The following is a 14,926-nucleotide window of genomic DNA, read 5'->3' on the forward strand; positions in this document are numbered from 1 at the left end:
TTTTAATAATCTTTTTTTGATTAAATTATTTAGCTGTTACTTTTACAAGCAAATCCATATCATCTTTCACAAGAACATCCTGCATTGTTGATTTGTAAGCAACATCAAATTTCTGTCTGTCGATAGAGAATTTGTTAGACATTAAGCTTACTGCTCCGTTTGCATAGGTAATTTTTGCAGGGAAAGAAATCGCGTTCGTTTTTCCTTTTACCGTTAAGTTTCCTGTAACTAAAGAAGTGTACACTTTATCGTTGTTTTTCTTTACTCCGGTGATTTTGAAAGTTGCTGTTGGAAATTTTTCAACTTCAAAGAAATCTCCTGTTTTAAGGTGACCATTCAGTTTTTGCTGATATTCACCGGAAAGGTCTGTAGCATTAATAGAAGTCATGTCTAGAACGAAAGAACCTCCTACTAACTGGTTTCCTTTCAATACCATTTCTCCGGATTTTACTTTTACGGTACCGTTGTGAGAGCTTGCCTCAGATTTTGCGATTTTGTAACCCCACCACTGTACATCAGAGCTTACTACTTTTTTTACCTGTCCGAATGCAAGTCCGCTTGCTAAAACTGCTAATAAAAATATTTTTTTCATTTGAATAAAAGTTATTTTCTTGTTTGTTATTTACTGATACAAATGTAACTAACTGCTTCGAGAGATTTCATTGATGTACATCAATAAATACATTTTTTTTCATGAGTAATATCATCCATAAAAAAACTCCGAATTTCTTCGGAGCTTTGTTTTATTCGTGATAGTAAGCGGTATAAAGCGCTGAACCAATGAGTGCCGTATTCGGATTTCTGTTCAGATAAATCGGAATGTTTCTCAGCATTTCTTCCATTTTATCGCTGATCTTGAACTTTTCATAGAATTTATCCTTGTTAATATAGTCTGTAATAATCTGCGGAATATCTCCGGAAATCAGCAAACCGCCGGTTGCTTTTAACTTCAGCGTTAAATTGTTTGCCTCTCTTGCTAAAAATTCAAGGAAAGTGTCCAGAGCAATCTTACAGATCAGAACATCTTCTTCAACCGCAGCTTTATATAGTTCTTCAACAAAATTGCCATTCGAGAAACGCTCTGCAAGCCATTCCGGTTCAGGATGTCTTTTTACATCTCTGAGGAATCTGTAAATATTAAACAGACCTCCTTTAGATAACACATTTTCCCAGCTTACAATTCCGTAAAGATTATTCAGAAACTGATAAAATTCTACCTCAACATTCGTTCTTGGAGAGAATTCAGAATGTCCTCCTTCTGTTGCGAAAGGTCTTAAATATTTTCCGTCGAAGAAATATCCTGCTTCACCCAAACCATTTCCCGGAGCGAGAATCGCTACGTTGCCGTTTTCAAGATGTCCGCTTGTGTAGATCGGGTCAAGATCAGAATCTTCCAAAAGCCCCATTCCGTAAGCTGAAGATTCCTGGTCATTCAGCATATTTACTTTTTCGAATCCCAGATCTCTTTTGTATTCTTCTACATCAAGATTCCAGCCTAATCTTGCAGGGCTGCTTTTTCCGTTTAAAACCGGTCCCGGAACAGCCATTCCAAGCCTTTTCACATTCTCCAGCTGATTGTCCAGAATAAACTTCTTCAGGATTTCTGAAAAAGAAGCATACTCTTTCGTTGGGTAATTATTCTGGATTTTAATCTCAAGACCTCCGTTACCGGAGACGAAATATCCTAAAGTTGTAATATCTTCACGTAGGTTTGCGCCAATGATAGAAACGTTATCATTGCTACCGTTTTTTACTCCTGGTAAATAAAGTGGAAATTTTGGATTCAAAATCATAACCTCAAATTTTATCAAATATAATAATATCTTTTGTAAATTTTCGTTAGAAATAAAAAACCTTCTCAAAAAATCGAAAAGGTTTGGTTAATAATTGCTTATATTTAAATCTAACTACTTCCCTAAAGGAATATTGTAAGAAAATCCTACCCCAATGTTGCCCACATTGTAGTCCTGATTTGGCAAATCGCCGTTGCTTCCTACAAAAACTTTCTGATACTGTACGAAGAAATTCCAGTCCTGATTGTGATATCCGATTTCAGGCTTTAAATAAAATCCGCCATTTGGTCTGTCTAATGCAACGTTAGATGCTACTTTATTATCCCCTGTCAAAAATCCGTACCCTAAGTCTGTACCAAAGTAAAATCCTGTCTGTTTAGGATAAATTCTAATTAATGCTGCTACAGGAACTACTCCCACATCATTATTAGTATATCCGTTGTTATCTTTACCGAAATAGTGTGTATATCCTGTTGCGATACCCAATCCGAATCCCGGAGTAATAAGGTTCTGGTATGCTACATCCACTCCTACTGCCATCGAAGTATTGTCAGAAGGAACTGCTAAACCAACATTTGCTCCTACCTTAATCATATTATTCATCTGTGCACTTTGTGCGCTCAATGCTCCTGCAGTCAAAATTCCGGCAAATAAAATTGCTTGTTTAAACATTTTCATAACTCTGATTTTTTAAATTTTACTAACCTGAAAAATGTAAAAATCGTGCCAAGCAAAGCCTTTCCTGCGACTTTAACAATGCTTAAAAATGTAAAAACATGAAATTCAATCCATTATTCTGACTAAAAAATTAAATAAACGTTTAAAAAATTCACTCATTTTAAATAAATGATTAAACATTTAAACTCAATTTATTCAAAACACTATTCAATATTAACAATTCTTAACCGTTATTAATTTTAACCTTACCTTATCACAGCCATCAAAAAGTAAATAATTGATATGATTTCTCCATCGTTACTCAACAATAAACACCTTCTCTGGCGGGCAGGATTCGGACCGGGAATCAATCAGCTGGAAGATCTTCATAAAAAAGACATTAAAAGCCTGCTTAATGATCTGTTTAGAGAAGAAACATTTCTTTATGTAAATTATGATACGCCCGATATTGCAGAAACCGGAGATTATATGATGAATGATCAGACTCCGGCAGAAAAGAAAAAGGAAATGCAGAGAATCAGCCGACAGCAGAACGAAGAGCTCAATCTGAATTTTCTTGATAAAATGGTGAACAGCAAAGAGCAGATGAGAGAAAAAATGGCTTTTTTCTGGCACGGACATTTTGCTTCAAGAGTTGTCAATCCGAAATTTAACCGACAGATTTTAAATGTGATCCGAAAAAATGCACTCGGAAACTTTAAAGATCTATTATTTGAAGTCAGCCAGGCTCCTGCAATGCTGAATTTTCTTAACAATCAGCAGAACAAAAAAGATCATCCCAACGAAAATTTTGCCCGTGAAGTGATGGAACTTTTCACGATGGGACGAGGAAATTATACGGAGAAAGACATACGAGAAGGCGCAAGAGCTTTTACAGGATGGGGATCGGATAAAGAAGGTAATTTTAAAGAACGGAAAAATCTTCATGATGAAGGCTCAAAGACATTTCTGGGAAAAACCGGAAATTTTACAGGCACAGATGTTTTAAATATCGTTCTTGAACAAAAGGCAACGGCAAAATTCATCACCACAAAAATCTATAAATTCTTCGTGAATGAAAATATTGATGAAAACGTTGTAAAACCCCTGAGCGAAAGTTTCTACCAGTCCGGTTACGATATTAAAAGACTCATGATGGATATTTTCTCGAGCTCCTGGTTTTACGATAAAAAAAATATCGGCAGCAGGATAAAATCTCCGATTGAACTCATGGCAGGAATAATGCGTTCTCTTCCGATGACCATTCAGAATCCTGAAAACCTCATCGTTTATCAGAAATTACTGGGACAGATGCTTTTGTACCCACCCAATGTTTCAGGCTGGCCGAACGGAAAATCGTGGATCGACAGCTCGACCTTAATGTTAAGACTTCAGATTCCTCAGATCTGGTCTGGTTTACGACCGTTAGATTACCGTCCGAAAGAAGATGATGATTTGGATATGGGTTTAAAAAACAACACAAACTCTTTAACGAAAAGTTTTAAAAATCCCAATATCACCATCGATTGGTCGCGTGTAGAAAAGATTTTTAACGGAAAGAATGTGGAAGATTATTTAATTCAGAGTTCAAAATCTCTGGATATGAATTCGGTGAAAAATTTCTCCGACAACAGTGTGAAAATGAATGTCATTAATCTCATGTCGACACCGGAATATCAGTTAATGTAGTTTTCAGCAGTAGATTTTAGCTTCGTTAAAGCCTGCAACCTATCATCTTTACCCTAAAACCTAAGCTTATGTTAATCAAAAGAAGAGAATTTCTAAAAATAAGTTCATTGGCAACCGCATCGTTTCTGATGCCAAATTTTCTGAAAGCCATGACATTCGATGACGCACTGGAACCCAATCAGAAAATATTGGTGGTTCTTCAGTTTACAGGAGGAAACGATGGTCTGAATACGATTATTCCGACAAAAAATGATATTTATTTCAGGGAAAGAAATAAAATTGCCATTCAGAATTCCATGCAGCTTACGGACGAAGCGGGGATTAATCCTGCCCTCTCCTATTTCAAAGAACTGTACGATCAGGGAGAACTTTCTGTGATGAATAATGTCGGTTATCCGAATCCCGATAAATCACACTTCCGAAGCATGGACATCTGGCATTCTGCAAGCAGAAGCGATGAATATCTTGACACAGGCTGGCTGGGAAGATTTCTGGATGAAGAATGTTATAAATGCGATCATCCCACACAAGCATTAGAAGTGGATGATATGCTGAGTTTAGCTTTAAAAGGTGAAAAAAATAAAGCATTTGCCTTTAAAGATCCGAAAAGATTATATCAGACCAGTCAGGAAAAATATTTCAAATCGCTGTATGATCATCATCATGACGATGAAACGGTTTCCTATTTATATCAGACTTTAGGTTCCACCATCAACAATGCTGGGTATATTTTCGAAAAAAGCAAGGCAAAAAATACGGAACAAGTCTACCCAAATTCTCAGCTCGGAAAAGACTTTAAAACCGTTTCTTCTTTAATAAAATCTGACATTAATACGAGAGTGTATTATCTTTCCATCGGAAGTTTCGATACGCACGTGAACCAAAATGAAAGACAGCAAAAACTGTTTACAGATATTAATGATGCGGTAAAAGCGTTTGTGGCAGATATGAAAAGCAACGGACTTTTTAATGATATTTTGCTGATGACTTTTTCAGAATTTGGCAGACGTGTTGCCCAGAATGCAAGTAACGGAACCGATCACGGAACGGCAAACCAGATGTTTTTCATCAGTGGAGGTTTAAAGAAAAAAGGAATTTTGAATGCACTTCCCGATTTACAGAATCTGAATGAAGGAGATTTAATCTACACCGAAGATTTCCGGAAAATTTATGCCACCATCCTAAAAAACTGGCTTAAAGCGGACTCTTCTAAAGTTCTGGGCTGGAAAAACGGGGTTTATGATTTTGTATAAAAGCGTTTGATTATCCATTATAAATTATACTGCTTTTAACGCTAAGATCACTAAGATTTTCTGATATACTAACTGCTTTTAAGTTCACAAAGGTGCTTCGACAAGCTCAGCATAAACTATTCACTCAGCAAAGAACTCAAAGGTTTAATGATGACAAATTACGGACAATCATAAAAATTTGTCTTAACAAATAAAAAGTTAACAATAAATTTAGTAATTATTACATTTTGATCATATTTTGCAACTTTTTACTCTGTCGAACCTTCAGCTTGCGGCGAATTTTAAAATCAATTTAGAAAATTTTAAAAATAAAAAGAGGCTGTTGCAAAAATGAACAGCCTCTTTTCTATAATTTAAATCTAAGGTAATGTACTGAAAAATAGTTGGTGAAATTCAGGATATATTTTAATAAATTATGGATGTTAATCCGAAGAGGACAAAAGCACTGGTGGAGATCAACTTTTCAGCAATAGGATTAATGTTCAAAACGATAGTTTTAAGGTGAGGTTTCCCTCACCTTTTCGTTTATTATCGGATGAACCTTATGGCTAAAAAAACTCTATTTTTCGTTAGAAAAATAAATATACCATTTGATGAAATTGATTCGGTTTTTCAATGTGAGACCTCTGTGCAGGTCGAGATGATTTTTTAAATGGCTGAAATATCCCTCAATACCATTGGTTGTTTTAGGAATATTGGGATTTTCCAGATAATGAAACATATTGGGCAATGCCCGTTTTATAGTAAAATACGATCGTCTGATAAGCTTGTGGGTATACCAGTATCTTTCGGTTTCAAGATTAATTGTTTTTTCATTAATATAATCCTGATGTCTCAAATACCAGTCGTTGAGTTCATTTTTCCACCAGATTTTATCGTTTTGTGTTTTAATTTTCAGTAATAATAAAACGTGTTTTCGAAGTTCCTGACCGGCAATGTGTTTAGGAAACTTTGTGAGCCAGATCAGGCACATTCTCTGAATATGAACCAGACATCTCTGAGTAATGATGTCTCCATCAGATTTATTTATGGCTTTCAAAACGCTTTTATGTCCATCTGTAGTAATGCTTTCCAGCTTTACGCCCAGCCGTAAAAGATTGTTTAAATCTTCCCTGATTTCTTCATAATGTTCTCCATCGGTAAAACGGATAAGCTGTGTATATCCATCAAAATCATCCTGATAAGCAATTAAACAGAACTGAGCAAAATAAGTTGCATCCATTCTTAAATTCACCTTTTCCCGTTTGATGATCTTTAAGGTAGGAGACTGCTCTAAAATGGTATAAAATGTTTTCTGCAAAGTATCTTTCGAATAACCGCTGTCTCTGCAAAGCGTTTTGTAGGTCTGCCTTTCCAATACCCATTTTTTGAACCAGATAAAACGATTTTTAATTCTCTGCTCCGTTCTGTTTTGAGTAAATAAAATCCCGCAATTTTTACATTTAAATCTTTGCTTTCCCCCTTGTTTTCCCCAACGAATTACCTCCAGGCTTGAACAAGACCAACAACGTTTTTTTGCCATTTTTCAGACAAAGAAAAAGTTTTATGAAACACGTTTCATAAAACTTCCTCCAAGCAGCCTAACAATGAGGTTTTGATAGGATTCTACCAACTATTTTTCAGTATTATGCCTAATCTAACTACTTGTCATGTTAATTCGTGGATGCAGGAAGTTGCTTAGGATCTTCTTTTTTCTGACTTTTCTGATCAATTTTCTCAGAAATTTTCTTCACGATAAATTCAATCACTAAAGGAGCTACGACAGCAACAACTGCTTTTAATATTCTTGATTTCATACGGTTTATTTTTTTATGATTCATGCAATACAATTTCTACGCCAAGATTTTTATCCGTCTTCATCCGGAATGGCAAGGTTTTCATAATTTTTAGCTGCCGCTTTGAATTTTTCTTCCAGTCTCAGTCTGAGTTTTCTCGGTTTATGCACAACCAGACATTCTCCGAACCCCAAAAGAAGTCTTTCCAGTTCGAAGTTCAGCTGTACACAGATTTTAAAAATGGTTCCTTCATTCGTTTCGCTTACAATTTCCTGACTGGCATGAAAAGGCTTGGTCTTTACATAGGGAGCGTTGGAAGAATCTACAAAGAAAACCACATTTCGCGGAGCCATCGTCGGCGAAACACTTACTCCCACAATATCTTTGAAATATTCGTCGCCGTCGAGATTCATATCAATATACTCAATATTTTCATCGGTCTGAATATCTTCCATTCTGTCCAGAGCGAGATTATAGACATATTGCTTATTGGAACAGATCAAAAACCAGCGGTTGTTAAATTCCTTCAGCAATTGCGGATGAACAATATAAGAATCTGATTCTCTTGCCTTAAAACTTTTATACGTGATGTTCAGCACTTTTTTGTGCAAGATCGCATCATACAGAATATCAATATATTCCAGACCTTTCAACTGTTCATTTTTGTCTAAATGAATAATTGATTTCTGGTTCGTGGAATGGATGGAATCTTCCAGTTTCTGGATCACCCCGTTCATTTCCTTGAACATCGAAAAATCTTTGAACTGCTTTAGAATCTGCACCGCATTATTCATGGCTTTCAGATCACTTTCATTAACCGAAATATTATGAATGCTGTAATCGGGATCGCTGTAACGATAGTATTTTCTTTCGTATACCTCAATCGGTGCTTCATATCCGAATTTTTCACTCCGCATATTCTGCAGATCCAGCTGTACCGTTCTTTTGCTTACAAAAGATTCTTTCCCCTCAAATTCAAACAAAGCTTCCGAACATTCGTCAATAAGATCTTCGAGAGTATATTTCCTGTATTTATTTTTCAGGCATTTATCCAGTGTTTTATACCGGATGAGCGCGTTTTTGTTGGATGACATACGATGAGGTTAGGGTTTAAGTTAAGGTTAAGGTTAAGGTTAAGACTGAGATTTAGATTGAGGTTGAATTTAATATAAGGCGGTCAAATTCCCCTCCTCTGGAGGGGTGGCGAAAAATCTTGGATTTTTTGACGGGGTGGTTAAACGTTACCATTTTTCACTCTCTTCCAAATTATTTGAGATTGCTTCGTCATTTCTGAACTGCGTTCGCAGACCTCCGGTCTTTTAGCAATGACAGTTTACTTTCTACTTAAAGCTTTTCCTTCAAAAGCAATCCCGTCCCAGCCAAACGTCATAAAGTTTCTGATATTCTGATGATCTGTTCCTTCAGGATTTTTAAGAACATCTTCCCTGTAAAATTCTCCGAAAAGACTCAGCGTTTCTTCTTTCGACAGATCATTTAATTTCGCAAAACTAAAAATCTTACAGGAACCATTATTCTGATTGGCTTCATTTACCGTTTTTCCGTTTGTAAATTTTGTGGGAGTAAAATCGTAATGTTCATCAATAAAAGCAATTACATCCTTAAACTGGATTTCCTCTGCCGATTTTTCTAATTGTTCAAATAACATATCTTAATTTTTTATTTATAAATAACAGAAATCCGCCCGATCGGAGCAATATCTGTTTAGAAAAGTTTTAAAAAACCATTTCTCGTTCTTTAAGGACATTATTTTTTGAAATGATTCAGTATCCACTTTAGAGCTTTCTTTGTTCCTCACAAAAATCTTTGATTTTTAAATCTTATGTGCTCTAAAATATTCTCAATCATTTAACTTAAAACTAATGTGACTCATGTGTCAACTAACTTTTGTGCCTTTTGTGGTCAACTCGTCAAAAATAATTAAAATAATTTTATCTGCGCAAAAAGATTGCATACTTTAGTTCTTACTTTGCATCATCAAAATGAGAGAACACATGGAATTTAACGGAAATCATTTAATCGAATTAGGATACAGACCAGCGAAATGGTTTAAAGAAGCGATTGAATTCATCAACGAAAATAATTTAAACGAAACTCAGATAAAAGAATATCTGGAACAGTTTAAACAGCCCGAACTGATTCCGCTTCATGAAACGGCAAAAGATTTTGTGATCAACATCAGAGCAGAACACGAAAGTGAAAATGATAACGTGGAAAAAGTAATCAACACCATGAAAGTCCTGATGAAAACGCCGACTCTGGAAAACGGAGCCATTATGCCGGATGCCTGTCCTACAGGTCCTGCAGGACATATTCCTGTTGGCGGTGTGGTTGTGGCAAAAAATGCGATTCATCCGGGATTCCATAGTGCAGATATCTGCTGTTCTGTTATGCTGACGGATTTTGGAAAGGCAGATCCTAAAGAAGTGTTGGATGCAGCTCATTCCATCACGCATTTCGGATACGGTGGAAGACCGAGAGGAGAACAGATGCCGATGTCTCAGGAATTAATGGATGCTTTTAGAGCGAATGATTTTCTGAATGACGAAAAATTAATAAGCATTGCACGTTCTCATATGGGAACGCAGGGCGACGGAAACCATTTCCTGTTTGTCGGAATTTCCAAAAATACCGGAAACACGATGTTGGTAACACACCACGGTTCAAGAGCTCCGGGCGCAGCTTTATATGATAAAGGAATGAAGGTTGCGAACCAGTTCAGAATGGAAATTTCTCCTGAAACCTTAAGAGAAAACGCATGGATCCCTTATGAAACGGAAGAAGGAAAACAATATTGGGAAGCCTTGCAGTTAATCAGAAAATGGACGAAAGAAAACCATATTTCCATTCATGATGCCGCTTTGAATAAATTAGGAATCGAGAAAGAAGACCGATACTGGAACGAGCATAATTTTGTATTCAGAGATGGAGATTTATTCTACCACGCAAAAGGTGCAACGCCTTTGGATGATAAATTTATGCCGGATATTACAGGTCCGAGATTGATTCCTTTGAATATGGCAGAACCTGTTTTGATTGTAAAAGGAACAACCAACGAAAGAAATTTAGGTTTCGCACCACACGGAGCGGGAAGAAACTTCAGTAGAAGTCAGCATAAAAAATCGTTGGCGCATAAAACCATTGAAGAAGTTTTTGAAGAAGAAACCAAAGGATTAGATATCCGTTTCTTCACCAACGAAATTGATATTTCTGAGCTTCCAACCGCTTATAAAAGTGCCAAAAAAGTAAGAGCGCAGATTGAAGAATACGGACTGTGTGAAGTTCTGGATGAAGTGATGCCTTACGGATGTATCATGGCGGGTGATGTTCAGAAAAATGCACCGTGGAAGAAAAAGAAGAAGTTTAGAAAAGCTTAATTGTTGGATATCACGCAATGGCGCAAATTACTTTTAAAAACTATACTTGTTAAGGCGCAAGGATTTTATCTCCGATAAAATTTAAACTTAATATTAGCTAAAAGTATCACACTGAGCTTGCCGAAGTGTCTTACGCCTTAAAAACATAACCAATTGGAAAAAAAAACTTGCGTCTTTGCATTAAACAAAAACAAAATAAAAAAGAAAACTAATAACCGAACCTTGCAGGTGTAAAAGCCTGTAGGGTTTAATGAAAACCTTTAATCATAAGGTAGGAACAGTAGCTCAGATGGTAGAGCAACAGATTACTTTTCGCTTTTGGCAAATAAAGTTCCTGTAAACTTCAAAGTTGTGTGTCGCAGGTTCGAGTCCTGCCTGTTCCTCAAAAAATGAAAAAAAATTGTTAGATATACACAAAGGCGCAATTTATTTAAAAGCTATACTTGTTAAGGCGCAAGGATTTTATCTCCGATAAAATTTAATGCTCAATATGTTAGCTAAAAATGTCGCACTGAGCTTGCCGAAGTGTCCGCCTTTTTAAAAAACTTTAAGGCAAAGGGAGTTCCTATAAATTATTTGGAAAATTACTCCCCGCCTTTTAAAAATTATAGGTAAAAGGAGTTCCTATAACACTTCACTTTTAATGAATCTTACTCCTCACTTATTTTTTTAAACTAAAAACAATGAAAACATTAAAATTATTCAACGCTGTACTGGCAAAAGAATCGGATGCTGAAATATTTATTTCTCAGGATGGTTTTATCATCGAACCTTCTGCACTATGGGCAAAAAAAGAAATTGTTTCTTATTACGCTAAAGAAAAGCTGAACGGAAATGATCTCAACAAAACGTTCCATAAATCGTGGCAGAAGATTAAAGAAAGTACAAGATTCGAACTGTTGATGGAACAGCTCTTTCATTATTTTTCTACCTACGGAAGCAGATTTCAGGGTGAAGTATACATTCCGGATGAAGTGTTGAATATCCCGGATCTGAAGCTGAATTTCAAAGTAATTAAAGCCTGTTCCGAAGAAGAACTTCAGGAAAAATGTCTTGCTATTCTAAGATCAGGAATCGCTCTGAAAGAAGAAACAATTGATGATTTACTATCTATTCTGCACAATGAACTGGAATATGATTTTACAGGAAAAGAAAATATCAGAAACAAAGAAGCCATCATAAAAATTGCCGACCGTTACGACGTTTATCCTGAAAATAATGTTGAATTTTTGCGTTACGTGATCTACAAAACCACAAAAGAAACATTATTAATTAAAAACAATGATTTGATTAATGATATCAAGCAAAGTAAATTTAATCCGACTTATCTTTTTGAAAGTTTCGGACTGGAAAAAATGGCGGAAATTTTCAATCGTTTCAAGCCCTTATTTTTAGCCTATAAAAACAGAGCACCAAAAGTGATTAATAAAATTTCGAAGCTGTCAAAGGTTTATCATAAACCATTAATTTCGAATCCATTGAATAACGCAACCAATATATTACTGGAAAACAGTGATTTGCACTGGCTGGAAAATGCCACTCCGTTTGCTTTGTTTAAATCTTTATCGGCTTGTTATTCAAGAATGTACGGTCAGGATACTTTTGTGTACAGAATACGGAACGGAAAATCGTGGACGAAAAAATCAATCGGAACTTCCGTGAATGAACTGAACTACGATTTTATTTTAAGCTATTTAAAATCAAAGTATCGTTTTGAAGGAAAGAAATTCTATTTCCCAGAAGACGTAGAATTTGCGTTACCGACTTCTGAAAAGATGCTTGTAGGGAATATTCCGACGGGAACAAGATTTTTCGGTGAAAGATTAGCGGTCGGAATTTACTGGGAAAATGCATGGGGAGCTTATGATTTGGACCTTTCAGGATTAAATATTGCCGGAAAAATCGGATGGAATGCCGCTTACAGCCAAAATTCTGGTCAGTTGATGTATTCCGGAGACATCACTTCCGCGCCAAACGGTGCTGTAGAATATCTTTACGCAAACAGAGGTTTAATGGCTCCTACTTTGGTAATGAACAACGTTTTCAACGGAAACAGCGACTGCGGATATAAAATTGTTATCGGAAAAGGCGATGCCGTTTCTTACGATTATATGATGAATCCGAACCATCTTTTTGCGGAAGCAAAATGTCAATCCGTACAAAAACAGACCGTTTTGGGAATGTTGCTGCCAAAAGACGGAAGACAGTGTTTCGTACTGCTGAATTTCGGAGCAGGACATGCTCATGTTTCAGGAAATACAGAAATTTCCGTAATGGCGACGAACGCTTTGTATCAGCAATGGTACGAACCGATATCCTTCAATCTTTTGATTCAGGAATTAGGAGCTGAAATCGTTTATGATAAAGAAAATGCCGACTTTGATTTTTCTTTGGAGAATCTGGAAAAAGACAGTTTTACAAAGATTTTTAATTGATAAAATTTTTGAGGCTAGATAATTTTAACGCAATGCCCACAAAGTTATATTCAATAAAATGATTTTATTTATTGGTTCGCAAGGGCACTTCGTTCAGCGAATGATAAAAATGTAATTTAAGTAGGTAAGCATATTATTTATGGAAAATGTTGTACATAGCTTTACGTAATAAACGGCTGTTATGGACTTCGCTTAATAGCAGATGAAATCTGCGCTTACTTTGCTTTCTTTTAAAGTATATTATCGGAATTAAGTAGTAAACTTAAGAAACTAAAGTGTAAAATCTTTTGCATCTTTTGCGGTTAAAAGTTTATCCAGGTTTTACATAAAATAATCCTGCGTAAAAAGATTGCGCAGGATGTTTTTTATTTTGTATCAAATTTAAAAATCATGACACCAAAAATAATAGAAAAACTAAAAGAAATCGAAGCAAAGCGCGGTGTAGAAATACTGCTTGCCGTAGAATCCGGAAGTCGAGCATGGGGATTTGCGTCTCCCGACAGCGACTACGATATACGCTTCATATACCGACACGAAAAAGACTGGTATCTCTCACCGTGGGATAAAGATGAAACCATAGAATTTATGACGGAAGACGATCTGGACGGTTCCGGATGGGATCTAAGAAAAACGTTCCATTTATTGTTGAAGTCAAACGCGGCTTTGCTGAGCTGGTTCTACTCTCCTATCGTTTATGTGAAAAATGAAAAATTTTACGACCTGTTCAAGCCTTTGGCAGACCAATGCTTTTCTCCGATAGCGGTATTTTATCACTATTCAAGCATGAGCAAAAAATATCTCGAAGCATGCAGACTTGATGAGGTGAAACTGAAATCTTACTTTTACTGCTTACGAACCACGTTAACCGGAAAATGGATATTGGAAAAAGGGACAGTTCCGCCTGTTCTATTCAGTGAATTGCTGGTCTTAGTAGATGATTTTACAAGAACGAAAATAGAAAACTTAATCGCTTTAAAAGCTACCAAAGGAGAATCTTACCATCATTCGAATGACTGGGAACTCTTCGGATTTTTAGAGAAGACCATATTGGATAATGAAGAAAAAGCGAAAAGTCTGAAAGGAGGAAATTCGGATAAAAACGAAATGGAGCGGGTTTTTAGAGAAATATTAATACATTAGAAATAAAAATAATGCCATGAAAAACCTCATCGCGCTCTCTCCCATGTACACGGAAGACAGCAACAATCTGAAAAAAGCATCCCTCAATTCACCCTACGAGTTGAGTCGGTTTAATGCAAAATGGAATGTTCCCGAAGAATTTCGTGCAGACGTGATTGCGGTGTATGGCGAAGATATTTATGCTGAAATTGTGGCGGAACAATGCAGTCTTACGTTAACAAAACCCGATGACGACTGGCTTTCCAAAGTTTCGGAGGAATTTACCAAAAGGAAAATCTCTTACGGAAAGCTGAAAGATTTCGTGCATGAAGAAAATATTTTCATCAAATGTTCGGATTTTAAAAGTTTTAAAGCCGGAATTTTTGATAAAGTCACCAACATTAAAGGTTTTGATACACTGGATCTGGAAAGCAGGGTTTTCACTTCCGAAGTCGTAGAATGGGAACTGGAAGTAAGATGTTTTGTTTTAAATAATCAAATAATAACGCATTCTTCTTATTGGAGAAATGACGTTTTTGATACCGATCCGCTTTCCGAAAACGAACAGAAAGAGCTTTTTGATTTTTTCAAAAATTTCATTCAACAATACGGTGAAACGCTTCCCAAAGCCATTGTTCTGGATTTCGGGATCATCAAAGGAAAAGGCTGGGCTTTGATTGAAGCGAATCCGGCTTGGTGTTCCGGTTTGTATAATTGTGATGCGGAAAAAGCATTGGAGGTGATTGTGGAGAGTTGTATTAAAAATTAAGCGATTATGGTTTTCCGTAATTGTTTTTTAACAATTTGATA

At 36.1% G+C, this 14,926-nt stretch carries 13 protein-coding genes and 1 tRNA gene; 7 read left to right on the forward strand and 7 right to left on the reverse strand.

Annotation, left to right across the window (positions count from 1 at the left end; all coding sequences use genetic code 11):
- Window positions 1–25: 25 nt before the first annotated feature.
- The 3 genes from KKI44_RS06765 to KKI44_RS06775 form a co-directional block, all read right to left on the reverse strand.
- On the reverse strand, window positions 26–592 hold the full coding sequence (locus tag KKI44_RS06765; RefSeq protein ID WP_214590420.1) for a YceI family protein: 567 nt from the start codon (window positions 590–592) through the stop codon (window positions 26–28).
- Between the two features lie 151 nt (window positions 593–743).
- A complete protein-coding gene (locus KKI44_RS06770) occupies window positions 744–1,793 on the reverse strand; it encodes a glucokinase (protein WP_214590421.1) in 1,050 nt (349 codons plus the stop codon).
- 114 nt (window positions 1,794–1,907) lie between these two features.
- The gene (locus KKI44_RS06775; RefSeq protein ID WP_214590422.1) at window positions 1,908–2,471 is read right to left on the reverse strand and encodes a hypothetical protein; all 564 of its coding nucleotides are present in this window, start codon (window positions 2,469–2,471) and stop codon (window positions 1,908–1,910) included.
- Between the two features lie 282 nt (window positions 2,472–2,753).
- On the opposite strand from KKI44_RS06775, the gene KKI44_RS06780 reads away from it, so the two are divergent.
- A complete protein-coding gene (locus KKI44_RS06780; RefSeq protein WP_214590423.1) occupies window positions 2,754–4,139 on the forward strand; it encodes a DUF1800 family protein in 1,386 nt (461 codons plus the stop codon).
- 68 nt (window positions 4,140–4,207) lie between these two features.
- The gene (locus KKI44_RS06785; RefSeq protein ID WP_214590424.1) at window positions 4,208–5,392 is read left to right on the forward strand and encodes a DUF1501 domain-containing protein; all 1,185 of its coding nucleotides are present in this window, start codon (window positions 4,208–4,210) and stop codon (window positions 5,390–5,392) included.
- Between the two features lie 559 nt (window positions 5,393–5,951).
- Here KKI44_RS06785 and KKI44_RS06790 read toward each other — a convergent pair.
- From KKI44_RS06790 to KKI44_RS06805, 4 genes are all read right to left on the reverse strand, one after another.
- On the reverse strand, window positions 5,952–6,914 hold the full coding sequence (locus KKI44_RS06790) for a transposase (protein ID WP_250902065.1): 963 nt from the start codon (window positions 6,912–6,914) through the stop codon (window positions 5,952–5,954).
- A gap of 130 nt (window positions 6,915–7,044) precedes the next feature.
- Window positions 7,045–7,188 carry a hypothetical protein gene (locus KKI44_RS06795; protein ID WP_165763009.1) on the reverse strand — a complete coding sequence of 48 codons (144 nt, stop codon included), beginning with the start codon at window positions 7,186–7,188 and terminating at the stop codon, window positions 7,045–7,047.
- Between the two features lie 50 nt (window positions 7,189–7,238).
- On the reverse strand, window positions 7,239–8,261 hold the full coding sequence (locus KKI44_RS06800) for a helix-turn-helix transcriptional regulator (protein ID WP_214590425.1): 1,023 nt from the start codon (window positions 8,259–8,261) through the stop codon (window positions 7,239–7,241).
- Window positions 8,262–8,500: 239 nt separating this feature from the next.
- On the reverse strand, window positions 8,501–8,833 hold the full coding sequence (locus KKI44_RS06805; RefSeq protein ID WP_214590426.1) for a HopJ type III effector protein: 333 nt from the start codon (window positions 8,831–8,833) through the stop codon (window positions 8,501–8,503).
- A 346-nt stretch (window positions 8,834–9,179) separates the two neighbouring features.
- Here KKI44_RS06805 and KKI44_RS06810 point away from each other — a divergent pair, with 346 nt between their 5' ends.
- The 5 genes from KKI44_RS06810 (at window position 9,180) to KKI44_RS06830 (ending at window position 14,885) form a co-directional block, all read left to right on the forward strand.
- Window positions 9,180–10,562, forward strand: coding sequence for an RtcB family protein (locus KKI44_RS06810; RefSeq protein WP_214590427.1), 1,383 nt, complete (start codon window positions 9,180–9,182; stop codon window positions 10,560–10,562).
- A gap of 274 nt (window positions 10,563–10,836) precedes the next feature.
- A tRNA-OTHER gene (locus KKI44_RS06815) sits at window positions 10,837–10,945 on the forward strand.
- Between the two features lie 300 nt (window positions 10,946–11,245).
- Window positions 11,246–12,997 (forward strand): hypothetical protein, encoded by a 1,752-nt coding sequence (locus KKI44_RS06820; RefSeq protein ID WP_214590428.1) that lies wholly within the window; start codon window positions 11,246–11,248, stop codon window positions 12,995–12,997.
- A 390-nt stretch (window positions 12,998–13,387) separates the two neighbouring features.
- Window positions 13,388–14,137, forward strand: a complete 750-nt coding sequence (locus KKI44_RS06825; RefSeq protein WP_214590429.1) for a DNA polymerase beta superfamily protein — start codon at window positions 13,388–13,390, stop codon at window positions 14,135–14,137.
- Between the two features lie 16 nt (window positions 14,138–14,153).
- A complete protein-coding gene (locus KKI44_RS06830) occupies window positions 14,154–14,885 on the forward strand; it encodes an ATP-grasp domain-containing protein (protein ID WP_214590430.1) in 732 nt (243 codons plus the stop codon).
- Window positions 14,886–14,926: the final 41 nt, after the last annotated feature.

It is taken from the genome of Chryseobacterium sp. ZHDP1, from assembly GCF_018603435.1.
GTDB lineage: Bacteria > Bacteroidota > Bacteroidia > Flavobacteriales > Weeksellaceae > Chryseobacterium > Chryseobacterium indicum.